Consider the following 26,874-nt stretch of genomic DNA (forward strand, 5'->3'; position numbering starts at 1 on the left):
CGGCCAACCAAATGGCTTTCATAATTACTTTCCCGGAAATTGTGAGTGGTAATAGAGCGGCAAACGGTGCCGTATTCAAGTGCGCTTGGATCATTAGCGCCGTTCTGACCGTCCGCCGACCACTTCCGGTCTACCCCGACAAACGGACATCGCCAGACCGGCCCCGGTCGGTCCGGCTCGTGCCAACTGCAGACTCATGCACCGCAGCAATATAGCGCTGGTTGTTTGCAAACAGACTTTTGTCGACATCGTATATCTGTTTCGCGGCACAATGCGTCGTGTAATCGGTCTTGTCGCGCATGAACGGATTGATATCTCGGAGCACACTTTGACTCTTTCAGACGTTTAGTAGTGGACAATGAGCATTCTCAATTGAGGGTGAGGTGCGAGCTGTTTGTGACGGCTGACGCGCGACAGATCAGCGGCGCTGACGCCGACACCTCGTACCGGCAGCCTGTCAGGGAACGGACCGGGGCGGGTCGGATGTCGGCGTGCGTGCAAGTTTGCGCGCCGCCGCCCAGGCGGAAAGCGGCGTGATCACGGCAAAGAGCAGCCAAACTGGAGCGACGACGAAAATTGCAACGGCTCCTTGGCCGCAGTTTGACCAGTCACACCCCCACCAAAACATGGCCGGGAAAAGGAGGACAAGTACGGAAACGGCCGCGCAACAGACTAGCCAGGCTCCGCGCGGCCTTTTGGCGAACCACGGCGCCAGCGGAAAGAGGAACGGTGCGAAGAAGAGGAGGTACATGACGCCTCCGAATACATCGAGCGGGGTCATCGGCGTGCTCCTAATGTAACTCGAAAATGGGCTGCGGCAGCCGGCACGACCCACGCCGCACCCTTGCTGCGTTAGCAGGATACCCTGGCCGGGCAGCCACTCGTACCCCCAGCGCTCGCCGCGCGCATAGGCGGCCTTCTGCGGCCCGCTAACATGGGGCGCGCGACGATACCAGTCACAGTTACTGGTGCCGACCCCACCCTGTTTCGGCAGGGGTCGATGTCCGCCGGCAGCGGCAAATCTAGGCATTCTCGGAAGGGGCGAGCCGGCGCCGGCATATCGGCAAATGAGAGACAAGAACGACGGCGAGATAGGCTGATAACCAAGGTCTCTGACACCATGCACGCGCTCATTACCGCGCAGCGATTTAGTGCATTATATGTTTCGCGTTGAGCATTTTGCGACGCAAAATTCGGCCGCCTAGCGGCAACGTCGACTTCCGAGATGGGTCATCCCCAGCCATCAAGTCCGCTCATCTCTCGATAGCTGACATTGTCGCGCTCGTTCGGCCAGTTCGTTTAATTCGAGGCAGGCTACGATGGAGACCGTTTACCGTCGGGCGATGCGCAAGGACGCGAGCCGTCTCTACGACATGCGGGGGCAATCAATCCTTGAACTCGCGCCTCGAACGATGCCGCGTGATCGGACATCGCCTCGACAAGTTGCGTTCGTTAAGCGCCGCATTCGAACATCGGTGAAAGCCCCGGATTCGCATCCGGGGCTTCGCGCTCGGCCAACACAAGGCTTAACGCGCCGGCTTGAGCGTATTCTCGATCATGTAGGCCGCGACCTTTCGGCCCACGTCCTCGCTGGCGCGGATCGCGAATCTGTAGTGCACGCCGCCCCAGACGCGGACATTCTTCTGCTCTTCGGCCATATCGGCCAAGCTGGCGAACTGCCGCGTTCGCTTCGCATCCCGCACATCGGTTGCCGTGAAAGGAATGGCCTTCACGGGACCGAACACCGATTCCAGAATGGCCGACGCGATCGTTGCGTTGATCGTCGCCTGCGAGGGGTATTCCGGATGCATCGGCGTCGGGTTGAACGAGGTCCAGCCGGCATCGCGCGCAGTGGCATCGTTGCCGTCCTGGTCGCCATTGCGGATTGCGGTGACCGGTCGCCAGACATTGTAGGTGTACTTCGCGTCCCAATTGACGATGTAGGCGTTCGCCAGACTCACGTTGAGCAGCGCGAACAGGCGGGCACATTCGGCGAGCGGCATCTCCTGCTTCATCGCGAGCTCACGCGCCGCCGCCTGCCATGCCGGGCCGAAATTAATGTTTTCCCAGAACCTGACCGCCTCGGTCTGCTCAGCGGTGCGCGCCGTGCTCTTGGTGCCGCCGAGGCGCATGACCTCGTTGTAGTCCCGGGCCCACTCGGCGCTCGACAGTGCCGGCGGCGGGCCGGGCCGGAACTGGTCGGCACTCTTGAGCACCCATGGCTTGGCTCGCGCATATTGCTCCCGCATCGGCAGCGTGGTCGGCACATATACCCCCGGTGCAGTGTGCGGCCGGTAAGTGTCCGGAGCGTCGGTGCCGTCGTTTGCGCGGTCGGCCTGTACCGCGTCGGCGACCGCCATACCCAGCTTGATGCCTTCGGTCTTGGAAGACCCGTCAGGGATCGCCTTGAGCGATGCCGCGTAGGCCTCTTCGATCTTGTCTTTCTTTGCTGGATAGACCTGAACAAGGATTTGCCGCGCGGCCGTCGCGGCCGCGGCTTCGGCCGACGCGCCAGGCGCAGCCGGAACCGTCGCGACCACGCGGGCGTAGCGGTTCTGCACGGTATTGATCGCATCCGACATCGCAACATGCACCATAGCCAGGGTGCGCAGTTTGGGGTTGTTGCCGACGTCGTTGGCCACCAGGGTACCGGTGGTCACGTTCCAGTCAGTGACGACATCGGCGCGCGCCGGCGCGCCCAACAGCGCGACAGCGATCATGCCCGGCAGCAGAGTAGCTGCCGACATTCCTAAAACGGATTTCATCGGAAGACTCCTTTATGCCGCCCACGCGATGGGGTGTTGTTTCACGCCAGGTGGGCAGGGGCATTTTATCCCTCGCTATTTCATCTTGGTGTGAACCACTTCACCTGTGGCGCGAGACATCCGAGGGGTGCTGGAAACAAACCGTCGGATCGCGGTAAGTCTTCTGGGGGGCATTTGCGAACGTCGATGCAGATTCCGCCGCGCTACACGGCGTGCTTCGGAGCGCGACGGCACCCGCCGGATGTGATACGTTGCTCTCTCGATCATGCAGGTGCTGCATGAAATCCCCGAACTGTGGGCGAATTGCTCGCTGATGAATCGCGGCAAAGCTCCTCAGGGTCATTCGTGACCTTGCCTTTTGCGTTTCAAGTCAGAAGTGCCACGGCGCCGTCTGGGCTCCGATTTATTCCGATCTGGATTAGCTGGAGAATGGGCGGTCAGAACGGATCTATGGGAGGAACATCATGATTTCACGTCGTCTTGTGATCGGACTGCTGGGGGCAGGGGTGACAGCGTTTGCGCTCTATGCCACCCCGGTTGCGCTGGCTTTTTCGCCCGAGGCGCGCAACGCAAAGCTCGATGAAACCCTTCGGGGATTGGTCGAAGGCCGCAGCACTCCGGGCATTGCCGTGCTGATTCTCCAGCACGGCCGCCCAGTCTACAGCCGCAGTGTCGGCGTTCGCGAGGTCGGGAGCGCCGCGGCGATCGGCGAGAACGACATGTTCCGCCTCGCCTCAATGACGAAGGCCGTCACCTCGGTGGCAGCGATGATCCTTGTCGAACAGGGCAAGATCAACCTGGACGATCCGGTCAGCCGCTTCCTCCCCGAGTTCGCCAAGCTGCACGTGCGCGGGCCCGACAGCGCCGAGAATCCTGCGAGCAGGCCGCCGACCATCCGCGAACTGCTGACTCATACCGCCGGGCTCTCCTATAACTTCATCAATAATCCCCGGCTCGTTGATGCATACCGCGACGCGCGCGTGACCGACGGGCTAGACCAGCCCGAGCTGACCACGGCTGAAGCGATGCAGCGTCTCGCCTCCGTTCCGCTTGGCTATCAACCCGGTACGGGATGGGAGTACTCGCTCGCCACTGACGTGCTCGGGGCCGTCGTCGAGAAGGTGACGGGAGGCAGCCTGGAAACTTTTGTAACCGAGCGTATTGCAAAGCCCCTGCGCATCCAGAGCTTTGTGTTCAACGCACCTGAGGCCATCCGCTCACGCTTCGTGCAGGTGACGCGGCCCGCACAGGTCACGGGCGCGCTCGGCACGGGCTACGTTCCTGTGATGGGACCTGAGGCCGTGCCGTTCCCACCCACCAAGGGCACTGCGAATCTCGACCCGAGCCGCGCCTTCTCTCCGACTGCCTATAATTCTGGCGGAGCCGGCATGAGTGGCACCATCGATGACTATGCGCGGTTCCTGCAGATGCTGCTGAACGAGGGCGAACTTGACGGCGCGCGGGTGCTCCGCGCTGAGACGGTCCGGCAGATGACGCAGAACGCGACCGGCGATATGCGGACGATTCGCGGGCCGGGTTGGGGCTTCACGCTGGGCTTTGGGATAGTGACCGATCCGGCTGCAGCCAAGAGCCGTCTTCCGGCCGGCAGCTATGGGTGGGGCGGCATCTATGGCACGCAGTTTTGGATCGATCCGACAAACCGCGTTGTCGGCCTGGTCATGACCCAGACGGCGATTATTGGCTCCGGCGCGATCTCGAACCCCATCCGTGAAGCGTTTTATACGGCCGATTGAGTTCGATACCCAGCACTGGCCGCGCCACGGCACCAGGTGCCCGCCCACACTTGGGGATTTTTTGGGGGTGTTCTTGGGGGTAGTTCGTGTTGTCGCGGTCAGCGCAAACGCGCTCTCGCTATCGAAGCGGCGCATCACGGGCCTATTGTGCTTTTGGCACCGCCTCGATCAATAGCGCGAGCGCCTTGCTGAAGCCTGAAGCGGCGTAAGATTCGCCGCGAGAGTGCCCGAGACGCACGACGACGAGATCGTGCGAGGGAATGATCAGCGTGGTCTGCCCGCCAGCGCCCGCCATGTAATAGGCATCGCGCGGGACTGGATATTGCCTGTCGCCGTTGAGCCAGAATAAAGCTCCATAGACCGGCCGATTGTCCGCGGCCCAGGCGGGCGCAAGCGTGCTGACGAATGTGGTGTAGCCCTCTGGGAGAATGCGCTCACCGTTCCAAACGCCCCCCTGAAGAAAGAGATTGCCAAGCCGCGCCCAATCGCGCCCGGAGCCCACCTCATAACCTTGCCCTAGAAAATTTCCGAACGGATCAGTTTCGATCACCATGGTACGGATGCCGAGCTTGTCGAACAGCATCCGCTGAGGGAATGAGAGATACTCGCCGCCGCTTTTTTCGACACCGACCCGGATCAGATAGTTGATCAGGACCGGATCGGTGTTGCGATAGCGTCCGACCGTGTTGGGAGGCCATTGCAATGGCCGTGTCGCCGCGTAGTGAAAGGAATCGATGCCGCCGGTATAAAGATAGATGTGATCCGGGTAGGGCCCCGTTGGGTCATAATCCGGGTCTTGCGGCGCCCTGATCCGAAGCCCGCTCGACATGTGAAGAAGATCCGCAATGCGTATTTTGGCGCGCGGGTCGCCGGGCGTTTGCCACTCAGGGATCGGTGCCGGCTGGTCCAAATCATAGACGCCGTCTTTGACCAGAATACCAAGGAGCGCTGCTGTAACGCTCTTGCCCATGGACCAGCTTTCGAGCGGCGTCTGCGCCGTAATACCTTCCGCGTAGCGCTCGGCAATGAGGCGGCCTTTCCATGTCACAACGAACGCTGCGGTCAATGCTTCGGCCGGCTGGAATGCTGCATTCACGGCAGCTTTGAGTTTCTCGGCGTCGATCTCTGTCGGCAACGGATCCTGCGGCAGCATGTCGCCCATGGGCCACAGTTGGGTCGCGGGATCGGGCAATCGGCTCTTGACGGCGACCGGCTTGAAATTCACGGCGCTCTCGCCGATCGGGAATGTGACGCAACCCTGGCTCCCGAGATATTTGGCCGTACGGGTCACACCGTTAGGGAGCGTGACGTGGACCGCCTTGTTGGCGCGATCGATGACCGGCTTGCCGAGCTTCGCGCGCTGTCGGTAGGGCGCCGTGAAAAACCCCACATTTCCGGCCACGAAATCGGGCGCAAGGCCGGTCATGAATACAGCTGAGCACATGACCTTCGCAAACCCGGCGGCATGATGCGTCAAGGGGTCACCTGGCGGCGGCACATAGGGCGTATCGAGTTCGAATGATTTCGCGCGGGCGATGAGCGCATCTCTGGTGGGAGCCTGCGCAGCCGCCACCGTACCGGTGAGAGCCACAAGAATCGTCACCAGAAGACACTTATTCATGATCGCTCCCGCGAAAACGAACAATAATCGCTTGGTTCAATGGCTGCGCATGCAACACATCAATATACCCTGACGCGTATCTGAGTGAGAGTATGGACCAGCCCTCGCGGTGCAGGATATCAGATCGGCGGCACAACCGCTCGGCCGCTGGCTGCGGCCGGCGACTTCCGTTTCGGGTCCAGGCTGTGTAAAAACACTGGGTCAATCTTGGACAGGGGCGTGCGCAGTCATCAAGTCCACTCAGCTTTCAAAAGCAGACTCATGCACCGCAGCAATGAGACCTCATTCAGTCACCTCGTCGGCGAGCGTCTGCAAGGTTGACGGCACAGGCCCGGGTCCCGGCACCAAGGCTTACGACGGTCATTTGTCTCCGGAGCCCTGGCTTCACGAATTCAGGACGGCACCCCTTGCGCTTGATACGCTGCGAGTGGTCAACTCGCTGATCGGAATACTCCTGCACTGTTGGAGAAAACATGATGCTCAAGAAGATTGCGATCGTGGCCGGTTTGGCACTGGCACTCTCCGCCGCGGCGGAGGCTCAGACACCGCGCAAGGGAGGCGCCATTCGCATGACGGCGCCCTATGGCTCAAGTTTCACCAGCATGGACATTCATACGACACAGCGCGCCCAGGACGAGATATACGCCAAGGCTCTGCATCGGTCGCTCTACAATTGGAACTCCGCTGACGGCAAGCCGGTGCTGGAGCTTGCCAGGCAGGTCACTGTCTCGGGCGGAGGTCTTGTTCATACCTTCAAGCTGCGCGACGACGCTTATTTCCACCATGGCCGCAAGATGACGGCCGACGACATCATTTGGAGCTACAATCGGATCATGGACGGCACCAAGGCCTATCCCGGCGCGCGTTTTGTCCGCGTCATCGAGGGCGCGTCCGAGGTCGAGAAGGGCAAAGCCAAGGAAATCTCCGGTCTGAAAAAGATCGACGACTTCACGCTCGAAATGAAGCTGACCGAAAAAGTTGATCCGGGTTTCTACTTCTTCAACGCGATAACCTCGATCTATCCCGCCGACGAGGGCGCGAAGGAGAGCTACATCCAGAAGCCGATTGGCCTTGGGCCATTCAAATTTCTCGAGCACGTGCCGGGATCGCGCGTCGTTCTGGAGCGGTGGGACAGGTTCTACCAGTCCGGCAAGCCGTACGCCGACAAGCTCGTCGTGTCGCTCATGAGCGAAGCCGCGGCGCGCGATGTCGCCTTCCGCAACAAGGAAATCGACACCTCGGTGCTCGGGCCCGCGCAGTATGTCGCCTATCAGGCCGACCCCGGCCTCAAGGGCACCATCGTCGAGGTCGCCGAGGTCTTCACGCGTCACATGGGGATGAATCCCGGATTCAAACCGTTCGCCGACAAGCGGGTTCGGCAGGCTATCAACCATGCGATCGATACCGATCTGATCATCGCCAAACTGGTCAAGGGCAAGGCCTATCGGGCCACCAGCTGGCTGCCTCTGACTTCACCGCTTTACGACAAGACCATGAAGCCCTACGCCTTCGATCCCGCCAAGGCGAAGGCGTTGCTCGCGGACGCGGGCTATCCGACCGGCTTTGAATTCGAATGGACGACGAGTCCAAATGAAAGCTGGGGTTTGCCGATCGTCGAGGCCATTATCCCGATGCTGGATCGGGTGGGCATCAAGGTGAAGGTCAAGCAGGTCGAGACCGCGGTGCTGGCGGACGTCATTCGCAAGGGCGAGTTCCAGGCCTATGTTTATTCCATGGCGACCGGCCCCGATCCCCAGGCGGCGCTCAAGTGCTTCTACTCGACGACGCCACAATCAGCCTGCAACTACACGAGCTTCAAGAACGCGGACTTCGATAAGATGATCGATGAGGCCGGGCAGACCGACGACGCCGCAAAGCGCGGCCAACTGCTGCAAAAGGCCAATGCTTTGCTCTATGAAGAAGCGCCGGTCTGGTTCTTCAACTACAACAAGGCGGTCATGGCGGTGCAGCCGTGGCTCAAGGGGATCCAGTTGAACGCGACGGAACTGACCCATCAAAACGTCGAAGACCTCTGGGTCGATGAGACCTCGCCCGCGAAGTGACACGCGCTCTCGCGCCTCCCTCCATTGCAGAAAATGATGGAGGGAGGGAGGAACAGTTGCAATGCTCTCGTTCGTGATCCGTCGAATCCTGCAAACCATCCCGACCGTGCTGGCTGTCGTGCTGGTGATTTTTGTGCTGTTCAGCGTCGTTCCAGGCAGCATCATGTCGAGCATGAGCGATGACGGCAGAGCGACGGACCCGCAGATCGTCGAGCGCATGAAGAAGCAACTCGGCCTCGACGATCCCGTCTACATACGCTTCGGCTCCTACATTGCCAGCCTCGCGACAGGTGATTTCGGGACCTCGTTCCGGACCCGCGAGCCGGTCACCAGCATGATCGCCAAACGAGCGTGGCCAACCCTGCAATTGATATTCGCAGCCATGACGTTCGCGATTGTGATCGGCGTACCGCTCGGTTTCATCGCAGCGCTACGGCCGGGCGGCATCATCGACACGATCTCGATGGTCGTGGCGGTGTCCGGCCTTTCAATGGCCAAATTCTGGCTCGGGCTGCTGCTGATGTATCTGTTCGCGTTGAAACTCGGCTGGTTGCCGAGTTTTGGCTATGGCGATGGCGGGCTCAGATATCTGATCCTGCCTGCGGCGACGCTCGGTGTCTCGCCGATGGCACTGCTGGCACGGACGACGCGCGCCGCGGTTCTTGAGATCATGACCGCGGATTTCGTCCGGACGGCGCGGTCGAAGGGCATGAGCGAGACCCTGGTCGTGAAGTGGCATGTGATGCGCAATGCTCTCGTCCTCATTCTCACGACCATCGGCCTGCAGTTCGGCGCGTTGATGGGGCAGGCGGTCGTGGTGGAGAAATTGTTCTCCTGGCCGGGCATCGGCTCGCTGCTCGTCGACAGTGTGCTGCAGCGCGACATTCCCGCCGTGCAGGGCTCGATTCTCGTGGTGGTGCTGTTCTTTCTGACGATCAATACGGTGATTGACGTGCTCTATGCCGTGATCGATCCCAGGATCAGATACGCATGAGCGCAGGTCGACTCCATCACACCAGCGCGCGATTGACTGTACCGCCTGTCGCGTCGGGGCGGCCGCGATGAAGTTCGGAACCAGTCTCATCATCGGCGGGGCGTTGTTCGCGCTTGCGATCTTCGTCGGCCTGCTCGCGCCCTGGCTGGCGCATACGGATCCTGTGATGGATGCCAACCTGATGAATGCGGAAGAGCCACCGAGCTGGACGTGGTGGTTCGGCACCGACGCGCAGGGCCGCGACATTTACTCCCGCGTCGTGCACGGCGCGCGCATTTCGCTGACGGTCGGCATCGTCTCGCAACTGGTCAACAGCGTCATCGGCGTGACGCTGGGCCTGACCGCGGGCTATTGGGGCGGCTGGTGGGACGACTTCGTCAACGGGCTGACCAATCTCATGCTCGCGATCCCCTCGCTAATCTTCGCGCTTGCCATCATGGCGGTGCTTGGATCCGGCCTGACTAGCCTGCTGATCGCGCTCGGGTTGACCAACTGGTCGTTCACTTGCCGGATCGCACGGGCGTCGACGTTGTCGCTCAAGAGCCAAGGCTATGTGCAGGCTGCACGAGTGCTCGGCTACGGAGATCTGCGCATCATGATCACGCAGCTGCTGCCGAACATGCTCGGACCCATCATCGTCATCGGCACGCTGGGTATGGGCAGCGCGGTATTGGCCGAAGCCGCGCTTTCGTTCCTTGGCCTCGGAATCCGCCCGCCCTATCCAAGCTGGGGCAGCATGCTGTCAGAGGCCCGCGAGCAGATCACAACGGCGCCGTGGCTCTCGATTTTCCCCGGGCTCGCCATATTCCTGACGGTGCTTGGCCTGAATCTGCTCGGCGATGGCTTGCGTGACATTCTCGATCCACAGTCGCGGAGCCAGCGCGCATGACGGGCCCTCCCCTGATCGAAGTCGAGGACTTGCGCATCGATCTCAACGACCGGTCCAGCCATGTTGCGGCGGTCGAGGGCGTTTCATTCCGTATCGATCGTGGCGAGACATTTGGCCTGGTCGGCGAATCCGGCTGCGGCAAGAGCATTACGGCTCTCGCTTTGATCGGACTGCTCCGCCAGCCGCTTTCGATCGGCGCCGGCGTCATACGGTTTGAGGGCCGGGAGATCCAGCGACTTCCGGCGGCCGAGCAACGGGCGCTGCGCGGCAATCGCATCGCCATGATCTTCCAGGAGCCGATGACGGCGCTTAATCCGGTCTCACCTGTTGGCCAGCAGATCGCGGAGATGTTCGTGCTGCACAAGGGCAAGAACTGGCGGGAAGCAAACCAGCTGGCTGTCGAGGCGCTGGCGAGCGTCCGCGTCCCCGCACCGGAGCGACGGGTGAAGGATTACCCGCACCAGCTTTCGGGCGGCATGCGTCAACGCGTGATGATCGCCATCGCGCTGGCATGCGGGCCAGATCTGCTGATCGCCGACGAGCCGACCACCGCACTCGACGTCACGGTGCAGGCGGAGATCATCGAGCTGATGCGGAATTTATGCGCCGAGCGAGGTACGGCTATCTTGATGATCAGCCACGATCTCGGCCTGGTCGCCAACGTCTGCCGCCGCGTCGCCGTGATGTATGCCGGCCGCATTGTCGAGGAGCGCGGCTCGGCCGATATCTTCCGCGCATGCTCGCATCCCTATACGCAAGGCCTGGTCGACTCGCTGCCGCGGCTGGGCAGTCGCGCAGCACTTGGCCGGACCCGGCTCCGCGAGATCGCGGGCGTGGTACCGGCGATCGCTGATTTTCCGGACGGTTGCCGATTCAATCCGCGTTGCGCGCAGGCGACCGAGATTTGCCGGACCACCGCGCCGGAGCTGACATTGCTCGATGCGGGCGGGCTGGTCCGGTGCCATCACCATGCATGAACCTGCGGCGAGACCTGGCGACGATGTCATTCTCCGCGTGGAGGATCTCGCGGTGCATTTTCCGGTTGGCGGTGGCTTGCTGGGCGGCGGCCGGCGGCTGTTGCGCGCAGTGGACGGCATCGATCTCGAGCTGAAGCGCGGTGAATGCCTCGGTCTCGTCGGCGAATCCGGTTGCGGCAAGTCGACTGTCGCACTTTCGATCCTTGGCCTGCAGAAGCCGACGCGCGGCCGCATCGTGCTGGATGGTCAGGTCGTGACGGACCGGCAATCGGTCGATCGAAAGGCGTTGGCCCGTATCGTGCAAATCGTGTTTCAGGATCCCTACGCCTCGCTCAATCCACGCCAGACCGTTCGCCGCACGCTTGAAGCCCCGCTGCGCCTGCATGGCGTGACGGCCAAAAGCGAGATCGACGGACGCATTGCGGCGATGCTCAGGCATGTCGGCCTGCGGCCCGAACAGGCCGGCCGCTACCCGCATGAATTCTCCGGCGGCCAGCGTCAGCGCATCGGCATCGCTCGCGCGCTGATCCTCAATCCCAGGATTGTCATCTGTGACGAACCTGTATCGGCGCTGGATGTCTCGATCCGCGCCCAAATCATCAATCTGCTGCTGGAATTGAAGGAAACGCTCGGCCTCTCCTACATCATGATCAGCCACGATCTCGGCGTAGTCGAGCACATGAGCGACAGGGTCGCCGTGATGTATCTCGGCCGCATTGTGGAGACCGGCGACTGGCGCGAGATCTTCGAACGGCCGGCGCACCCGTATACGCAAACCCTGATATCAGCCATTCCCGATCCGTTACGCCGCGCGCCGTTAGCTACGACACCGGGCGAGCTTCCCAATCCGCTCAATCCGCCGGACGGATGCGCGTTCAGTCCGCGCTGTCGTTACGCCGAAGCCGTGTGTCATCGCGAGCCTGGCCCATCGCTTGAAACGCGTCCCGATGGACACTCGGTCCGGTGCTGGCGAGCTGACGAGATTGCCGGTCAGACGGCGTTGGCCTCGACCGAAGGCGGACATCCCTAGGACGGAGGCACGTCTGCTATGGGTCGTCATCCTAAAATAGCGGACATTGCCACGCTGATTCGGCAGGTCCGTTGACTTGGGGGAGGTGACGATGGGTGCCGTTTACCGTCGGGCGATCCGCAAGGACGCGACCCGCCTGTACGACATTCGGCGGCGATCGATCCTTGAACTCGCGCCTCCAATGATGCCGAAGGCCGAAGCGCAGGCGTGGGCGTCGAAGCTCACGCTCTCCGGGATGGAGCGAAAGCTGCGTGAGCTGGAAGTATGGGTTGCCGAGCTCAACGGCGTCATAGCCGGATGGGGGGCCATTCGCGGCGACACGCTGGAGGGCTTGTATGCTGCGCCTGAATTTGCCGGGCAGGGCGTAGGCGCCGGATTGCTCGATAGGCTCGAAGGGCTGATGCGCGACCGCGAGTTCCCTTCGGTGCGCGCTGAGGCAAGCTCAAATGCCCGCGACTTCTACCTTTGTCGCGGCTACAAGGCGACCGGCCCTCAAACGCCGCAAGGCGCCTGGCCCATCGCGAAAGAACTTCTGACCTGAAAACAGGGGTGGCGGAGAATAAGCGCGCTGGGCAGCGGCAGGGTTCTGGCGACCGTTTAAACCGTTCACGGCGCTTGATTTTCGTCTCGCGAGGGGCGACTTTGGCGCCCGCTTGGCCGGGGCCTATCGGAGCCCTGGCGACGGGTTGTCAGGAGGATATTGCGTGGCGGACCATCAGGTGCACGATTTGACGCCGGAAGATGTGGCGAAGGGGATGGCGGAGGGCCGCTATCTGCTGGTCGATGTCCGCGAGCCGAACGAGGTCGCGGTGGAAGCCTATCCGGACGGCGTGGTGGTTCCGCTGCAGTCGTTCGATCCGGCGGCCATTTCCGATCCCAAGGGCAAGCAGGTGGTGTTTGCCTGCCGCTCCGGCAAGCGCTCGGTGACGGCGTCGCTGGCGGCGCAGGCGGCTGGTCTGCCCTATGACAAGCATCTGGCGGGCGGCATTTTGGCGTGGAAGGCTGCGGGATTGCAGACCAAAACCGGCGGCTGATCTCCACCATGACATCCATGAACAAGGTCTTTGCCGACCTTCCCGTCACCGTGTTCGAGGCGATGTCGCAGGCCGCCCGCGACAACAACGCCATCAATCTCGGCCAGGGCTTTCCTGACGATCCCGGACCGGAGGACATCCGCCGCGCTGCAGCCGACGCGACGGTGAACGGCTACAACCAGTACCCGTCGATGATGGGCATTCCCGAACTGCGGCAGGCGATAGCGGCGCATTACGGCCGCTGGCATAGTCTCTCGCTCGATCCGATGACGGAAGTGATGGTGACTTCGGGTGGCACCGAGGCGCTGACGGCGTCTATCCTCGCCGTCGTCGAACCCGGCGACGAGGTCGTGGTGTTCCAGCCGGTCTATGACAGCTATCTGCCGATCATCCGCCAGGCCGGCGGCATTCCGCGCCTGCTGCGGCTCGAGCCGCCGGGCTGGCGGCTGACGGAAGAGATGCTGGCCAGCGTCTTCAATCCCAAGACCAAGGCGGTGCTGTTCAACAACCCGCTCAATCCGGCCGCCGTCGTCTATCCCCGCGAGGATCTCGAATTGCTGGCGCGGTTCTGCCAGCAGTTCGATACCATCGCGATCTGCGACGAGGTCTGGGAGCACGTGATCTTCGACGGCCGCGAGCATATCCCGCTGATCACGATTCCGGGCATGCGCGACCGCACCATCAAGGTCGGCAGCGCCGGCAAGATTTTTTCGCTGACGGGATGGAAGGTCGGCTTCGTCTGCGCTGCGCCGCCGCTGTTGCGGGTGGCGGCAAAAGTGCACCAGTTTCTGACCTTCACCACCGCGCCGAACCTGCAGGCTGCCGTCGCCTATGGCCTCGGCAAATCAGATGAATATTTCTACGACATGCGCAAGGAACTGGCGCGGAGCAGGGACCGTTTGACGAAGGGACTGGAGAGCATCGGCTTTCCCGTGCTGAAGTCGCAGGGCACATATTTTCTCACCGTCGATCTGTCGCCGCTCGGTCTCAACGAAACCGACGTCGAGTTTTGCAAGCGGATCGTGACCGATTATAAAGTCGCTGCGATTCCAGTATCGGCGTTCTACGAGCAGGACGCGGTGACCTCGGTGGTGCGGTTCTGTTTTTCCAAGAAGGACGAAACGCTGGACACCGCGCTGGAGCGCCTGTCGGACGCGGTGCACGGCCGCCGCAAGAGGTAGCAGATGCATGACCTTCTCCGAGGTTCGCTTCGCCTGATCGGTGTGATGACGGTCGCGCTGTCGCTCTCGCCCGCATGGGCGCAGGAGCGCACCGTGAACTTCTACAACTGGTCGAACTATATGGCGCCGGGGGTGCTGGAGGATTTTACCAGGGAGACCGGCATCAAGGTGGTCTACGACACCTTCGACGCGAACGAGACGCTGGAGACGCGGCTGTTGGCCGGGAAGTCGGGCTACGACGTCGTGGTGCCCACCGGCTATTTCCTGCAGCGCCAGATCACCGCAAAAGTCTTCGTCAAGCTCGACAAGTCGAAGCTGCCCAACCTCGCCAACGCCTGGCCGGTGGTTACCAGCCAGCTTGCGACCTACGATCCCGGCAATAATTACGCCGCCAACTACATGTGGGGCACCACGGGCATCGGCTACAACGTCAAGATCGCGCAGAAAATCCTTGGGCCCGACGTCAAGATCGATAGCTGGGACATCGTCTTCAAGCCAGAGAACCTCGCAAAGTTTAGGGATTGCGGCATCCACATGCTGGACTCTGCCGACGACATTCTGCCCGCGGCGCTCAGCTATCTCGGGATCGATCCGAACTCGACCAGGCAGGCCGATCTGGAAAAGGCCGCCGAGCTCGTCAGCAAGATCAGGCCCAATGTCCGCAAGTTTCATTCCTCGGAATATCTGGGCGCGCTGGCATCCGGCGAGATCTGCTTTGTGGTGGGCTGGTCCGGCGACATCATGCAGGCGCGCAGCCGCGCGGCGGAAACCAGGAACGGCATCGAGATCGGCTACACCATCCCGAAGGAAGGCGCGCAGATGTTCTTCGACAATCTCGCGATCCCCGCTGATGCGAAGAACGTCGCGGAGGCCTATGAGCTGATCAACTATCTCTACCGCCCGGATGTCGCGGCGAAGAATTCCGACTTCCTGTCCTACGCCAACGGCAATCTGGCGAGCCAGAAGCTGGTCGATCCAAAAATCCTCAACGACAGGAACATCTATCCGGACGAGACGATGCAGAAAAAGCTGTTCGTGATCCGGGCCCGCGATCCGGCGACGCAGCGCATCATCAACCGGCTGTGGACGAAGGTGAAGACGGGGAGGTGATTCCTGCCGTCATTGCGAGCCCGTAGTGCGTAGCCCGGGTGTAGCGAAGCGCAACCCGGGACTTTGCAACACCGGCCCCGGATTGCGCTTCGCTCCATCCGGGCTACGCCTCCCGACAAACTTCTGTTGCCGAAACCCGAGCGAGAATCTATAGCTCCCCCTCCGGGAGCATCACATGACCAACATCCTCAAGTTCTTCTCAACGCGCACGCTGCTGCAGATTATCTTCGTCCTGGCATCGACCGTCGCGATGAAGGCATGGAGCCTTGGCCTGCTGTTCGGCGGATAAGCTTCCCGTAGCCCGGGTGAAGCGAAGCGCAACCCGGGAAAATGCGAGACAGCGCGAAAATAGTCCCGGATTGCGCTTCGCTCCATCCGGGCTACGCTCGCTTAACTACCGCCACCGTCTGTGCAGCCATAGCCACTGATCCGGATACTCGCGCACCCAGCCTTCGATCACGGACGTCACCGCCTGCATCGTGCCCTGGATGTCGATTTGCCCGGAGGCGTCGCGCACCGGCTTGACCTCTTCGGACAGTTCCGCGCGGAAGCGGTGATTGGGCAGGCGGATGATGCGCACGCCATGCACGGGGCAATCGACCTGGCGCAGCAGCCGCGCCAGGGTCGGGTTGGCCTTGGTCTTGCGGCCGAAGAACGTCACCTCGACGCCATTGCCCATGTATTGATCGACCAGCATCGCGACGTGCTGGCCTTTCTGCAGCGCCTCGGCGAGCTTGAGCGGCGCCTCGCGGCCGGCCGGCACCAGCGTGCCCATCTTGACGGCGCGGATCCGTTCGATGGCGCGGTCGGCAGCCTCGATGTTCGGCCGGCGGAACAGGATCGCGCAATCCAGCCCATGGGCGACCGCGCCAAGCGCCGGGATCTCCCAATTACCGAGATGGCTCGCGAAGATAATCGCCGGCTTGCCGTCGTCGCGCAGGTGATCGAAAATCTGCTTGGTCCGCGCGCCGAATTCGATGCGGCTCGGCTTGTCCGGATGATCGAGGTCGTAGTCCCAGATGTGATCGAGATGGGCGAACTCGGCGCCGATGCGGCCGAGATTGTCCCAGACGCCGGCCAGAATGGTTTCGATCTCGTGCGGAGATTTCTCGGGGAAAGCTGCCGTGAGATTTTCGCGGCCGATGCGGTCCTCGCGCAGCCTGCGGCCGATGAAGCGGGTGATGCGACCGAAGAAATTGGCGGTCTTGATCGGATCGAAATAGCGCGTGGTGCGCAACAGCGCGATCGTCAGCGCGCCCACCGCGGCTTCCGTCATCGGCTTGGCGGCATCGCGAAGGCGCGCCTTGGTGCGCAGGAGCAGGCGGTTCATTGTTAAAGGAGCCAGCCTGCTACACCGGTTCGCGGGTCAGGATCAGCGAGGCGTTTTGCCCGCCGAAACCGAACGAGTTCGACATCACGGCGGTCACCCTGGCGTCGCGCGCCTTGTTGCCGACCACGTCGAACAGGATCGCCGGATCCGGAATCTCGTAATTGATGGTCGGCGGAATCCGCTGATGCTCCAGCGTCAGCAGCGAGAACACGGCCTCGACTGCGCCGGCCGCCGAGATCGTATGCCCGACCATCGATTTGTTCGACGAGACCGGAATCTTCGGCAAATGCTCGCCGAACACCACCGCGGTCGTGTTGTACTCCATCTTGTCGTTTTCCGGCGTCGCGGTGCCGTGCGCGTTGATATGGTCGATCTGTTCCGGCTCCAAGCCGGCGTCGGCCAGCGTCTTGCGCATGCAGCCGATGATTGGCTTGCCGTCCGGGCTGGAGCGGGTGCGGTGGAACGAGTCCGTCAGCTCGCCGCAACCGGCCACCACGCCGAGAATTTTCGCGCCGCGGGCGGTTGCCGACTCATAGCTTTCCAGCACCATCGCGCCGGCGCCTTCCGCCATCACGAAACCGTCGCGGTTCTTCGAGAACGGCTTCGAAGCCGCCTGCGGCGGATCGTTCTGCGTCGACAGGGCCGACAGCAGCGAGAAGCGCACCAAAGCTTCCGGATTGACCGAGCCGTCGGTCGCCACGCACAGCGCAGCGTCGGCATCGCCACGGCGGATCGCCTCGACGCCGAGCTGGATCGCGGTCGCGCCGGAGGCGCAAGCCGTGGAGAGCGAGATCGGCGACCCCTTGGTGCCGAAAGCTTCGGCCAGATGGCTCGCCACCGAGCCGAACATGAAACGGTGATGAAATGGCGCGAACCGGCCGCCGCCGCTGACGCGCAGCATGTCCTCGTAGCCGAATTCGGTCTTTCCGATCGCGCGCCCGAGTTCGAGCCGTTGCGGCCATTCGACCTCGACCGGCGCCACCGCCAGAAACAGCGGTCCCGGAAAATCGGCCTTGGCTCCGATCGCGGCCTGTCCGAGCGCTTCTTCGGTCGCCATTTCGGCCAGCCGTTCGGTCAGCCCCGTTGAGGTAACGGGATCGACGGTGACGAAGTCGACCGTGCCCGCCATGGTCGATTTCAGGCCCTCGACCGGAAAGCGCGTCACGGTCTTGATGCCTGATACACCCGCGGTCAGCTTGTGCCAGTTGTCTTGCTTGCCGGCGCCAAGCGACGTCACCACGCCCATGCCGGTGACGACGACGATCGGCCTGCCGAATTTATCTGATGGTGCTGACATGGTTCCCCCGATGTTGCGCCGTGACTGAATGCGCTCTCGCGCTCTACTTGACGGCCTCGACCAGAGCCATGCCTTCGCCCTGCCAGTGACCGGCCCCCACCACCACAATCTGGTCCGGGTGACCGGCCTTTTCAACCTCAAGCCCGGTCGGATCGTTGGGCGGAAACAGCGCGCCGCGGGAGAGCGAGAGCGCGGCAAGCGCCAGGCCTAGCGGAAACTGGGTCTCCAGCGTATGGCCGAACATCGTTCCGGTGGCGCGCACGGCAAATCCGGGGTGCTGGCGCAAGAACGCCTTTTCTTCCGAGGTCGCCGGCTCGGCGCCGGTCGCGCCCGTGATCAGATGGCCGCTGTCGCCGGCTATGCCGAGTTTTGGCCACAGCGCTTCCAGCGATTTGGTCACCGCGCCCGGCTGCTTGCGCTGCGCGAGGTCGGCGACCACCTTGGTCAATTTAGCGTAGGGCTTGGCGCCGCGCGCTTCGGCGTGCTCGCGGGATTCCAGCACCAGGAAACAGCCGGCGGAGCCGAGCGCAAAGCCGCTTTGCCCTTCGCGCTGCCATACGGGGGCGAACTTTTCCTTGAGGTTGAAGTCGCCGAATTCATAGAGGACCAGGAGATCGGAGCGCTCGCCATTATGGGCGGCGCCGACCAGGGCAATCTCGCTCTGTCCGGACTCGATGCGGGCAAGTGCGATCCGCGCGGCGTCGATGCTGGCGGCTTCCTCGCCCATGAAGGTGCGCGACGTTCCGCACACGCCATGCACGATGGCGATGTTGCCGGCGAGCAGGTTGGAGAGCTGGGCCAGAAACAGCGTCGGCCGCAGATCGTTCATCAGCCGTTCGTTGAGAAAGGCGGGGCTCGAATTGCCCTTGGCGTCGGCGGTCATGATGGCGAGGTCGACCGCGAGGTCGCGCTCGCCGCCGCCGGCGGCTACGATCATGTCCATCCGGCCGAGGATTTCCTTGTTGCCTTTGACGCCGGCCGAATCCAGCGCCAGCCCCGCCGCATAAGTGCCGATGCGCTGCCACGCTTCCATCTGGCGCTGGTCGCCCTTTTTCGGGATCTGGGCGTCGAAGGTAACAGGCGCCACCGGATGCACGATGTAAGGCGCGAAGCGCTTGTCGTCGACGTTGATCTTCTTCTCGTTCAGCGCATCCCAATGCGCATCCAGCCCCTCGCCGAGCGAGGAGACGATGCCGATGCCGGTGATCCAGACTTCCTTTGTGCCCGCGGATTTTGGCTCAGTCATGCGTTATCGCCTGCAGTGGGAAGCCGATCTTGTTGGCCATCGCGTCCATGTGCACGCGCAAGGCCGGGTCGGGGAAGGGGGCAAGGCCGAAGGTGAGTTCAGCGCTGCACTTCAGCTCCTTGCCAACGCGCCCCTTTACCTTGGTGACGGCAAAGCCTGAGCCTTCGTGCTCGAGCTTTGCCTCGATCGTCAGCAACTGGCCGGGACTGACGAAACCCCGCATCTTGGCTTCCTTCACGATGGCGAGGAACGGCATGCGCTCGAACTTCAGGACGCCGAGTATCAGCCAGCCGGAACTTTGCGCCATCGCTTCGGTCAGCAAAACCCCGGGCATGATCGGGAAGCCGGGAAAATGCCCTTCGAAGATGGTGTGATCAGTCGGAACCTGTGCCTCGACCGTGATCCTCTTCTCGTCGAGATTGAGGTCGACGATGCGGTCGATCAGCCGAAAGTAATCAATGTCCATGGCGGGCGACTAGGCGCCCGGCGCTGCATTCTTGGCGGCGACCAGTTCGTCGATGCGATCGGCGAGATTTTGCAGCACGAAATACTGCTCGGTCGTGGCCTTGCCGTCGTTGACCTCCTGGGTCCATTTCTCGAGCGGCATCTTGATCCCGAATGCCTTGTCGATGGCAAAGGCGATGTCGAGGAAGTCGAGGCTGTCGATGCCCAGATCGTCGATGGCGTGGCTCTCCGGCTTGATCGTGTCGCGCGGAATGTCGCAGGTCTCCGCGATAATGTTGGCGATCTGATCGAATGTGGAAGACATCATTAAGCCTTTGATATATTGGAGATAATCCGGAACGGCTTGGAGGAGGCGGGGCGCGGCGCCGCGGAGGGCCCAATTTCCTCGGCCGGAGTCGAGTGCCCGTATATCGGAGCGGGGGCCCGAGTTCAATGGAAAGGGGCCGATCGGGCGGGGACGGATTTGGGAGCAAAAATGGCGGTTTTTGGTCCCGGGATCGGTGGTGGCGCGGTTGTGATCCGGGCCGCAATTGATGGGTATCGCTATGCTCCACCCATCCTCGAACTGGATGGTTTTGGTCCCTCAGGTGAAGGCGGGGGTGTTGTGCAATGTCGAAGCGCTTTGCTGTTGTAGGGAGCTTTTTGAAAGTTGTGTTCACAGTCCTGCTGGTCTCGCAGTCCTTCAGCGACGCTGATGCGACTTTGCGGCCGATGGAAAGTATAGATTGGTCGTTCAAAGCCGCCAGCACGGTGGTTCTTCTTCGGATCGATGAAAGTCAGACCTTGTACGTCGATAATGATGCGTGCGGAGTTCGCTATAGCGCCGGAGGCGTCTTGCGTGGATCGCTCAGATAGATCTCGTGATGTGGCCCTGCAAACGTCACCCCCTTCGCAGGCATGATCTCGTTGTGAAGCCTGGCGAGCGTCGGGCCTTCGTCATCATAGCTGCCGATATGCAGCGTCTGCAGGCATCGCCCTTCGTCCAATGGCTCAAGGCGCAGCGAGACCGGAGGCTCCCCGAGCTTGTCCCGCGATCTTGCCAGGGCAGCCTCGTACAGGGATCGCTCGACGAAGTCGGGCACCATGATCATCATCGTCCATCGCCACAGATGCTTCCGGCGCCCGACAAAATCGTCGGGATTGTCAGCCCACCAAAGGCCTTCGAGGGGCGGAACGACGTAGTCTTTTCCCGATTTGGTCTTGCTGGCAAATTTCATCGCGTAGCTCACGGAATACAGCCACTCGATGGCACGCTTGTAGGCTGGATCACGATTGGGATCGCCTTTGCCGTCGATCTTGACGAATTTCATGACCGGCACGTCGACGGTAGCAAAACTGCCATTAGGCGCGCTGTAGAGCGTTGAGAGTTTCTTCTTGAAATCGATCTTGGCCATGTTCGTCTCTGGTCGGTTATCGGTGCGCTGTGTCCAGGCCAGTAGGATGGGTAGAGCGCAGCGAAACCCATCGCCGCCTCGGGCCGCAGTTGATGGGTATCGCTGCGCTCCACCCATCCTGTACTTTTATGCAGGGCAGTTGCGGTTCTCCGCGAACCGCTCCACGAGGTCGGACCAAAAGGGAATGTACTTGATTGACTTTGGCCAGGGCCGGCCATGCCAACCTGTGAACTCTCTTTCGAAATAGTCGTCCAGATTAGCACCGTAGTAGATTGCATCGGTGTAGAAGATGGAAAACACCGGGTTGCCTGACTCATGCGGCTCCTCGGGCAAGTATCGGTGAGCGATCAAGGGGATCAATTTCGGCGCGAGAGAAACGACCCCCCGCAGAACTTGCTCGCGAGCGTGCGCGCTGGAGGGGCGCGCTCCCCATTCCGGCCACCACAACCGGCCACGCTCGACAGAATCGAAGAGCCCATTGAAGGGCCGGTCGAGCGCTCGCCGTATCGCGGCGTCGTCCGTCCAATCGTGCCCCTCTACCGGCCGCTTCTCCCTCAGCAGAGCAACCAAGTCCGGAGGAAAGACCAAGCCAAATCGATGCTGTGCGCTGTCGAGCTCAGCGTCTGTGTAGCCCTTGGTCCATCGAGCCGACATCATCGCTTTTCACGCTCAACGCTTTTCAAGAGAATCTCGATCTAGGGTTTGCGCTTTTCACATACAAGCTTCCGCCTGCCGCTCACGACCGCTTCGCCTCATCGAGAAACGCCTGCACCGCCTCAAACAGCTTGAGGCGATTCCGCTCCATGATGATGGTGTGCGTTCCCTCGGCCAGCGCGACGTAGCGTTTGCCCGGCGAGTTCACCAGCAGCGGAAACAGGGTCTGTGCCATGTAAGGCGGCGTATCGCGGTCCCATTCGGCGCCGACCAGCAAGGTTGGGACCGTGATCTTGGCGGGATCGTAATAGGGTTTGCCGGCGCCAAAGAATTCGGCGCCGTCCTGCACGACGCCATTGGGCGCGCGAACGACCGGGGGCGTCATCTTTGCGCCGACGGGATCGGTTGCGAATGTCGCGTCCGCCCAGGCGTCGAACCAGCCGGCGGGAATGAGATTGGCTTTCTTGTCCTCCGGCACGCCGGTGTACCACCGCTCTTTCGCCTGATCGCGATTGACCATCCTGTACGCGGCAAGCTTGCCCGGACCTGTCTGAACGAGTGAAGGTGTTTGCCGGATCCAGGAAGGTGCGTAGAGGACGAGACGTTCGACCTTCGAGGCGTTTTGTGTGGTGTAGGTGGCCATCAGCGTCGTGCCCCAGGACCAGCCCAGAAGGTTGAGACGCGGAATGTTGCGGCGCTGCAGAATGAAATCGACTGCGGTGCCGATGTCCTTGACCGCGGTCTGGCCGGTGACGATAGGCGCGTTGGCTTCCGGCTTGTCGGCCATCTCGCTGGGGCGCGTGGATTTGCCATAGCCGCGCAGGTCCAGAAGCCAGACGTCATAGCCGCGGGCGGCGATGTATTCCATCCAGGACAAGCCATCGAGCTTGAGGTCGAACGCCGTCTCGGAAGGGTAGGTCGCGCCGTGGACGTAGAGCACGGTCTGCTCCGGCCGGAACGAGGTCATGTCCGCCGGACGTTTGTTGCGGACATATATTTCGATGCCGGGATCGGACGTCTTGACCATCATCTCTTCAGTCACCAGAGCCCTCGTCTGTGCCAGTGCTGGAATCGAAAAGAGAGTTGCGAGAAAAAAGCCTGCTGCAGCGATTGAGATTCTCAACGGAGCCTCCCTCGTATTCTTAGTTTTTGTCCTTACCTAACGTAACGGGAATTGCGGCGACGTTGCATCTCAATTCTCGCCCCCGTTCGCATTCCGGTTGAAGCGCCGGATGGGCTCCACGACGGGGTGGCGAGGGGGCAATCGGCGCTGCGCGATCACGCGATTTTTCGTAACAACTTCAACGTGATTTGCCCCGTCCAGTCTCGGTTGCAAAAATAATCTGCTTCGCCGCGACCCCAAATCAGCCCTAAAACTCCGGCCATCCCGTCCTAAAGAAGAGGGGCGTTGGCCATCGTCACGAACGTTGGGATGGGATGCGGTGGACGCAGCAGCGTCAGGCGCGAGAAGTTGTTCGCAGGGCGGGTTCTCCCGTGAGCGGACACGGCGCGCAGGACGTACGGCGCTGAAGCGTACGGCAAAACCGTGTGGTCCTGACACCCGTGGCTGGTGCCAAGCTGCCGGTGGCGAAATTGATCCAACCGGATCGATCCGCCATCAAGCCGGCAGCGATGGAGGCAAGACGAATTCGTCTCCAGGGAGAGCGCGGCATAAGCCGTCAAACCATTGCGCAGGGAATGCCGGAGTGCTCCGGCTGTACCTGTATGCTCGTGTGCGCACTTCCTTGTGCACATTGCACACGAGACCGCGGGTGCAGCAAGCACCCGGCATTCCCTGCTCCCTCTGTTTGAGGGAAAGGAATTTCAGCAAAGCTCGGGCGCAGCGCGCCGCGAGAACGCGAACGTGTATCCGAATGACGGCGGAGCGAGGAACTTTCGTAGCCCGGATGGAGCGCAGCGAAATCCGGGGCAGTCTCGATGCGGTCAGGGAATCCCGGATTGCGCTGCGCTCCATCCGGGCTACGTGGCCGGGCTGTTTGACAATTGAATTGCGCGGCGTGCGCCCGCTACCCCTACGGCGTCACCGAAATCCCGGCGCAGTCTCGGCGGCCCATTAGCACGCAGTCCTGGGTCTTGCGCAAATCGGCGATGCTGACCGCAAGCCAGATGCCGATCGCGGTCAGCGCCACGGTGAACGCGAGCGCTGCGACATTGGCGAGCATGCGATGACGGAAATCGTCGCCCTCGTCGCGCGGCTGCTCGTAGCGGGACAGGTCGTTCGCCGAGGGCGAAGCCTTGGCCGGAGAAGCCTTGGTCGGAGAAGACTTGGTCGGAGAAGACTTGGCCGGACCGGGTTCTTCCCGTCCGCCCGGCGGGTGGGCGGAGGTGCGCGGCCGGAACTTGAGCACGACGTGCTCGTCGTCCGAAATAATGGGCCGCTGGGTTTTCACTGCCGCCGATCCGCGAAAAATCCTGCGCCTTTCTTAGCACGCCAGCCGCACTTCCAACATGAAATGTTGCCGGCCGCAGGACAGCCATCCCGTCCCGCAATGCCTGGAACCGGGCGCCGGCAGGCCGGCTCAGCCCTGCTTCGGCAGCCGTCCCATCATGTAGAACTCGTCGTTCGGGCGCATCGCGGTGACGTTGGCCAGCCGGTTCGACAGCGCAAAGAAGGACGCGATCGCCGCGATATCCCAGATGTCGTCGTCGGAAAAGCCGTGCCCGGCAACTTCCGCAAAATCCGCCTCCGAAACCGTGTTGGCCGCCTGGCTCACCTTCATGGCGAAATCGAGCATGGCGCGCTGCCGCGGCGTGATGTCGGCCTTGCGGTAGTTGACGGCGATCTGGTCGGCGATGACAGGGTTCTTGGCCCGGATGCGCAGGATCGCGCCATGGGCAATCACGCAGTAATGGCACTGGTTGGCGGCGGATGTAGCCACCACGATCATCTCACGCTCGGCCTTGGTCAGCCCGCCGTCCTTCTCCATCAACGCGTCGTGATAGGCAAAGAAGGCACGAAATTCGTCAGGACGATAAGCCAGCGTCAGGAAGACGTTCGGGACGAAGCCGGATTTCTCCTGCACTGCGAGGATTCGGGTGCGGATGTCCTCCGGCAGCTTGTCGATGGCGGGCGGCTGAAATCGTTTGGGCGCGGGCTTGCTCATGAAAGGGTTCCGGCTGAGGCCGCAAGGCGGCGTTGCCGGGACCATATAGCTTTTTGCGGTGAAGTGGATACCGGCTCGCGTCAAGAATTCGCGCGAACGATTCCGGTATCAGCGCAGCGGCTTCTTCAGGAGCGAGAACCGGTCGGGGTCCAGTCCCATCGAGGGCTGCAGCATCGGCGCTTCCACCGGCGTCATGACGCGGGCGGCGGGGCGATCGCTGATGCCGGGATCGTTCGGCACGTCGCGATGCGAGGTGGCGCCGCGCCAGCGGTCCAGCACGGCGGAGACGAAATGCATGTCGTGGCCGGCGGAAACCGACGGCACGGTCGCAATGGTGGCTTCGCTGCGCGGCAACTGATGGACCGGAACCTCTTTGAAGCGCAGGCGCGTCGGCAGCGCGACGCCTTCGCCGAAGGCCAGCACCTCGCGGGTGCCGAGCGAGGGCACGAACGACAAGAGGTTGGCCGCGGCGTCCGAGACCGCCGAGCGCAACAGCGCCTGGTCGCGGTCGTTGGCAAGGCGCATCGCAAACAGCGTGTTGCACTGGGAGATGATGGTGGCGTCGAGTTCGGCCGGGCGCTGGGTGACGAGGCCGAGATAGACGCCGTATTTGCGGCCTTCCTTGGCAATGCGCGAGACCGCCTTGCGGGTCGGGCCGAATCCGATGTTGCGGTCGGCCGAGGCGTAACGGTGCGCTTCCTCGCAGACGAACAGCAGCGGCGAGACGCCATCGCTCCACAGGCCGAAATCGAACGCCATGCGGCACAGGACCGACACCACGGAATCGACGACTTCGGCGGGGAAGCCGGCGAGCTGCATGATGGTCATCGGCCGGCCGTTGGCAGGCAGGCGGAACAGGTGGCTGATGACTTCCGCCATGGTGTCGCCGCCGACATTGGCGTTGTCGAACATGAACGTGTAGCGGGGATCGTTGCGCACGGTCTCGATGCGCGAAATCAGCTTGTGATAGATGATGCGCGAGGAGCGGTTCTCCAGCTTGCCCATTCGTTCATCGATCAGCGAGATCAGATCGACCAGCCGGTACGGCACCGGCGTATCGACGGTGTAGCCGCCCGACTTCGGGTCCATGCGCTTGAGCCCGAGCCGGTCGGAGTTCTGGTACTGGGTGTAGAGGCCCTTCGCCATCGGAATGACTTCGGCGAGAACGTCGAGCTCTTCGGGCACGCCCGGGCGGCCGCCGAACAGCACGTCGACGATTTCCTCGAAATTGAACAGCCAGAACGGCAGTTTCAGGTTGCGCGGGTTGAGCACCAGCGAGCGATCGCCGAAGCAGCGGCCATACTCGTTGTGAACGTCGAGCAGGAAAATCCGCAGGTTCGGCCGTGCCTTCAGAATCTCATTGAGCAAAAGCGACACGCTGGTCGATTTGCCGACGCCGGTGGAGCCGAGCACGGCGAAGTGCTTGGAGAGCATCTCCTCGACGTCGACATAGGCGATCACCGAGCGGTCCTGCTGCAGGGTGCCGATATTGATCTGGTCCGACCCGCTCGGCGCATAGACGGTGCGAAGGTCCTGGGCGGTGATGACGTCGACGGCATCGCCGATCGTCGGATAATTGGTGACGCCGCGCTGGAATTTGGGACGCTCGCCACCGGAAATTTCGCCGAGCAGGTCGACCGACGCGCTGGCGATGTAGCTGTCCAGGTTCGGCAGATCCTCGCACGACACCTCGGTGATCATCGCGACGATGGTGGAATCGGCGCAGCGGATACTGATGAAGCGGCCGACGGTGGCGCGCACTTCGGAGACGGGCATCTGGCTCACCGCCAGCAGTCCGATCCGGGCGAGGGAGCCGCGCACGGAAATCACACGTCCAAAGGATGTCACGGTGTTGAACCTGGATCTCATGAATTGGGGTCTGACCCCCATTATGGTCGGCCGCGACTAGCGAAACGGTTAAACAGGTGCGGTTTCGTATCGGCTA

General features: G+C 62.0%; 24 protein-coding genes. 10 read left to right on the forward strand and 14 right to left on the reverse strand.

Translation table 11 applies throughout. From position 1 onward, the window contains the following. Positions 1–457 precede the first annotated feature (457 nt). A complete protein-coding gene (locus tag V1279_RS11375; protein WP_334435463.1) occupies positions 458–781 on the reverse strand; it encodes a hypothetical protein in 324 nt (107 codons plus the stop codon). 745 nt (positions 782–1,526) lie between these two features. After that, positions 1,527–2,765: a vanadium-dependent haloperoxidase gene (locus V1279_RS11380; RefSeq protein WP_334435465.1), complete on the reverse strand. Its 1,239-nt coding sequence runs from the start codon at positions 2,763–2,765 to the stop codon at positions 1,527–1,529. Positions 2,766–3,247: 482 nt separating this feature from the next. On the opposite strand from V1279_RS11380, the gene V1279_RS11385 reads away from it, so the two are divergent. Continuing rightward, complete coding sequence (locus tag V1279_RS11385) at positions 3,248–4,519, forward strand: serine hydrolase domain-containing protein (RefSeq protein WP_334435467.1); 1,272 nt, start codon at positions 3,248–3,250, stop codon at positions 4,517–4,519. Positions 4,520–4,661: 142 nt separating this feature from the next. Here V1279_RS11385 and V1279_RS11390 read toward each other — a convergent pair whose 3' ends face one another. Further along, entirely contained in the window at positions 4,662–6,140 is a 1,479-nt protein-coding gene (locus V1279_RS11390) for a serine hydrolase domain-containing protein (protein ID WP_334435470.1), read from the reverse strand. 473 nt (positions 6,141–6,613) lie between these two features. Between V1279_RS11390 and V1279_RS11395 the strand changes: the two genes are divergently transcribed. The 9 genes from V1279_RS11395 (at position 6,614) to V1279_RS11435 (ending at position 15,418) form a co-directional block, all read left to right on the forward strand. Then, a complete protein-coding gene (locus V1279_RS11395) occupies positions 6,614–8,203 on the forward strand; it encodes an ABC transporter substrate-binding protein (RefSeq protein ID WP_334435472.1) in 1,590 nt (529 codons plus the stop codon). Between the two features lie 61 nt (positions 8,204–8,264). Then, positions 8,265–9,197 carry an ABC transporter permease gene (locus tag V1279_RS11400; protein ID WP_334435474.1) on the forward strand — a complete coding sequence of 311 codons (933 nt, stop codon included), beginning with the start codon at positions 8,265–8,267 and terminating at the stop codon, positions 9,195–9,197. A 67-nt stretch (positions 9,198–9,264) separates the two neighbouring features. After that, positions 9,265–10,086, forward strand: a complete 822-nt coding sequence (locus tag V1279_RS11405; RefSeq protein WP_213253539.1) for an ABC transporter permease — start codon at positions 9,265–9,267, stop codon at positions 10,084–10,086. Next, entirely contained in the window at positions 10,083–11,063 is a 981-nt protein-coding gene (locus V1279_RS11410) for an ABC transporter ATP-binding protein (RefSeq protein WP_334435478.1), read from the forward strand. The genes V1279_RS11405 and V1279_RS11410 overlap by 4 nt, the downstream gene beginning before the upstream one ends. Then, a complete protein-coding gene (locus V1279_RS11415) occupies positions 11,056–12,093 on the forward strand; it encodes an ABC transporter ATP-binding protein (protein WP_334435481.1) in 1,038 nt (345 codons plus the stop codon). Before V1279_RS11410 ends, V1279_RS11415 begins: the two co-directional genes overlap by 8 nt. Before the next feature lie 85 nt (positions 12,094–12,178). Continuing rightward, the gene (locus V1279_RS11420) at positions 12,179–12,634 is read left to right on the forward strand and encodes a GNAT family N-acetyltransferase (protein ID WP_334446329.1); all 456 of its coding nucleotides are present in this window, start codon (positions 12,179–12,181) and stop codon (positions 12,632–12,634) included. Between the two features lie 163 nt (positions 12,635–12,797). Next, positions 12,798–13,127 (forward strand): rhodanese-like domain-containing protein, encoded by a 330-nt coding sequence (locus V1279_RS11425; protein ID WP_442894754.1) that lies wholly within the window; start codon positions 12,798–12,800, stop codon positions 13,125–13,127. A gap of 8 nt (positions 13,128–13,135) precedes the next feature. Then, positions 13,136–14,308 carry an aminotransferase gene (locus V1279_RS11430; RefSeq protein ID WP_334435484.1) on the forward strand — a complete coding sequence of 391 codons (1,173 nt, stop codon included), beginning with the start codon at positions 13,136–13,138 and terminating at the stop codon, positions 14,306–14,308. A gap of 45 nt (positions 14,309–14,353) precedes the next feature. Beyond that, positions 14,354–15,418: a polyamine ABC transporter substrate-binding protein gene (locus V1279_RS11435; RefSeq protein WP_334446332.1), complete on the forward strand. Its 1,065-nt coding sequence runs from the start codon at positions 14,354–14,356 to the stop codon at positions 15,416–15,418. A gap of 394 nt (positions 15,419–15,812) precedes the next feature. Here the strand turns inward: V1279_RS11435 and V1279_RS11440 are convergent, their stop codons facing one another. The 11 genes from V1279_RS11440 to V1279_RS11490 form a co-directional block, all read right to left on the reverse strand. Beyond that, positions 15,813–16,748, reverse strand: coding sequence for a lipid A biosynthesis lauroyl acyltransferase (locus V1279_RS11440; RefSeq protein ID WP_334435487.1), 936 nt, complete (start codon positions 16,746–16,748; stop codon positions 15,813–15,815). A gap of 19 nt (positions 16,749–16,767) precedes the next feature. Continuing rightward, a complete protein-coding gene (locus V1279_RS11445; protein ID WP_334435490.1) occupies positions 16,768–18,045 on the reverse strand; it encodes a beta-ketoacyl-ACP synthase in 1,278 nt (425 codons plus the stop codon). Between the two features lie 43 nt (positions 18,046–18,088). Next, on the reverse strand, positions 18,089–19,291 hold the full coding sequence (locus tag V1279_RS11450; RefSeq protein WP_334435493.1) for a beta-ketoacyl-ACP synthase: 1,203 nt from the start codon (positions 19,289–19,291) through the stop codon (positions 18,089–18,091). After that, positions 19,284–19,757, reverse strand: coding sequence for a 3-hydroxyacyl-ACP dehydratase FabZ family protein (locus V1279_RS11455; protein WP_334435495.1), 474 nt, complete (start codon positions 19,755–19,757; stop codon positions 19,284–19,286). The genes V1279_RS11450 and V1279_RS11455 overlap by 8 nt, the downstream gene beginning before the upstream one ends. Positions 19,758–19,766: 9 nt before the next feature. Next, entirely contained in the window at positions 19,767–20,060 is a 294-nt protein-coding gene (locus V1279_RS11460; RefSeq protein ID WP_028346689.1) for an acyl carrier protein, read from the reverse strand. Positions 20,061–20,571: 511 nt separating this feature from the next. After that, complete coding sequence (locus tag V1279_RS11465; protein ID WP_334435497.1) at positions 20,572–21,150, reverse strand: GyrI-like domain-containing protein; 579 nt, start codon at positions 21,148–21,150, stop codon at positions 20,572–20,574. Positions 21,151–21,276: 126 nt separating this feature from the next. Then, positions 21,277–21,807 (reverse strand): hypothetical protein, encoded by a 531-nt coding sequence (locus V1279_RS11470; protein ID WP_334435499.1) that lies wholly within the window; start codon positions 21,805–21,807, stop codon positions 21,277–21,279. Between the two features lie 79 nt (positions 21,808–21,886). Further along, complete coding sequence (locus tag V1279_RS11475) at positions 21,887–22,846, reverse strand: alpha/beta hydrolase (protein ID WP_334435502.1); 960 nt, start codon at positions 22,844–22,846, stop codon at positions 21,887–21,889. 991 nt (positions 22,847–23,837) lie between these two features. After that, the gene (locus tag V1279_RS11480; protein WP_334435505.1) at positions 23,838–24,215 is read right to left on the reverse strand and encodes a hypothetical protein; all 378 of its coding nucleotides are present in this window, start codon (positions 24,213–24,215) and stop codon (positions 23,838–23,840) included. 129 nt (positions 24,216–24,344) lie between these two features. Beyond that, on the reverse strand, positions 24,345–24,929 hold the full coding sequence (locus tag V1279_RS11485; protein ID WP_334435508.1) for a peroxidase-related enzyme: 585 nt from the start codon (positions 24,927–24,929) through the stop codon (positions 24,345–24,347). A 108-nt stretch (positions 24,930–25,037) separates the two neighbouring features. After that, positions 25,038–26,798 (reverse strand): ATP-binding protein, encoded by a 1,761-nt coding sequence (locus V1279_RS11490; RefSeq protein WP_334435512.1) that lies wholly within the window; start codon positions 26,796–26,798, stop codon positions 25,038–25,040. Between the last annotated feature and the right edge of the window lie 76 nt (positions 26,799–26,874).

The sequence above is a fragment of the Bradyrhizobium sp. AZCC 1610 genome, from assembly GCF_036924515.1.
Taxonomy (GTDB): domain Bacteria; phylum Pseudomonadota; class Alphaproteobacteria; order Rhizobiales; family Xanthobacteraceae; genus Bradyrhizobium.

Bases quoted from the DNA above. Each gene is read 5' to 3' on its own strand.
- V1279_RS11400 (WP_334435474.1), top strand. From the start codon at position 8,265: ATGCTCTCGTTCGTGATCCGTCGAATCCTGCAAACCATCCCGACCGTG.
- V1279_RS11450 (WP_334435493.1), bottom strand. From the start codon at position 19,291: ATGACTGAGCCAAAATCCGCGGGCACAAAGGAAGTCTGGATCACCGGC.
- V1279_RS11460 (WP_028346689.1), bottom strand. From the start codon at position 20,060: ATGTCTTCCACATTCGATCAGATCGCCAACATTATCGCGGAGACCTGC.
- V1279_RS11440 (WP_334435487.1), bottom strand. From the start codon at position 16,748: ATGAACCGCCTGCTCCTGCGCACCAAGGCGCGCCTTCGCGATGCCGCC.
- V1279_RS11485 (WP_334435508.1), bottom strand. From the start codon at position 24,929: ATGAGCAAGCCCGCGCCCAAACGATTTCAGCCGCCCGCCATCGACAAG.
- V1279_RS11380 (WP_334435465.1), bottom strand. From the start codon at position 2,765: ATGAAATCCGTTTTAGGAATGTCGGCAGCTACTCTGCTGCCGGGCATG.
- V1279_RS11445 (WP_334435490.1), bottom strand. From the start codon at position 18,045: ATGTCAGCACCATCAGATAAATTCGGCAGGCCGATCGTCGTCGTCACC.
- V1279_RS11430 (WP_334435484.1), top strand. From the start codon at position 13,136: ATGACATCCATGAACAAGGTCTTTGCCGACCTTCCCGTCACCGTGTTC.
- V1279_RS11470 (WP_334435499.1), bottom strand. From the start codon at position 21,807: ATGATGTCGGCTCGATGGACCAAGGGCTACACAGACGCTGAGCTCGAC.
- V1279_RS11375 (WP_334435463.1), bottom strand. From the start codon at position 781: ATGACCCCGCTCGATGTATTCGGAGGCGTCATGTACCTCCTCTTCTTC.
- V1279_RS11410 (WP_334435478.1), top strand. From the start codon at position 10,083: ATGACGGGCCCTCCCCTGATCGAAGTCGAGGACTTGCGCATCGATCTC.
- V1279_RS11465 (WP_334435497.1), bottom strand. From the start codon at position 21,150: ATGGCCAAGATCGATTTCAAGAAGAAACTCTCAACGCTCTACAGCGCG.
- V1279_RS11455 (WP_334435495.1), bottom strand. From the start codon at position 19,757: ATGGACATTGATTACTTTCGGCTGATCGACCGCATCGTCGACCTCAAT.
- V1279_RS11490 (WP_334435512.1), bottom strand. From the start codon at position 26,798: ATGAGATCCAGGTTCAACACCGTGACATCCTTTGGACGTGTGATTTCC.
- V1279_RS11405 (WP_213253539.1), top strand. From the start codon at position 9,265: ATGAAGTTCGGAACCAGTCTCATCATCGGCGGGGCGTTGTTCGCGCTT.
- V1279_RS11435 (WP_334446332.1), top strand. From the start codon at position 14,354: ATGACGGTCGCGCTGTCGCTCTCGCCCGCATGGGCGCAGGAGCGCACC.
- V1279_RS11395 (WP_334435472.1), top strand. From the start codon at position 6,614: ATGATGCTCAAGAAGATTGCGATCGTGGCCGGTTTGGCACTGGCACTC.
- V1279_RS11390 (WP_334435470.1), bottom strand. From the start codon at position 6,140: ATGAATAAGTGTCTTCTGGTGACGATTCTTGTGGCTCTCACCGGTACG.
- V1279_RS11415 (WP_334435481.1), top strand. From the start codon at position 11,056: ATGCATGAACCTGCGGCGAGACCTGGCGACGATGTCATTCTCCGCGTG.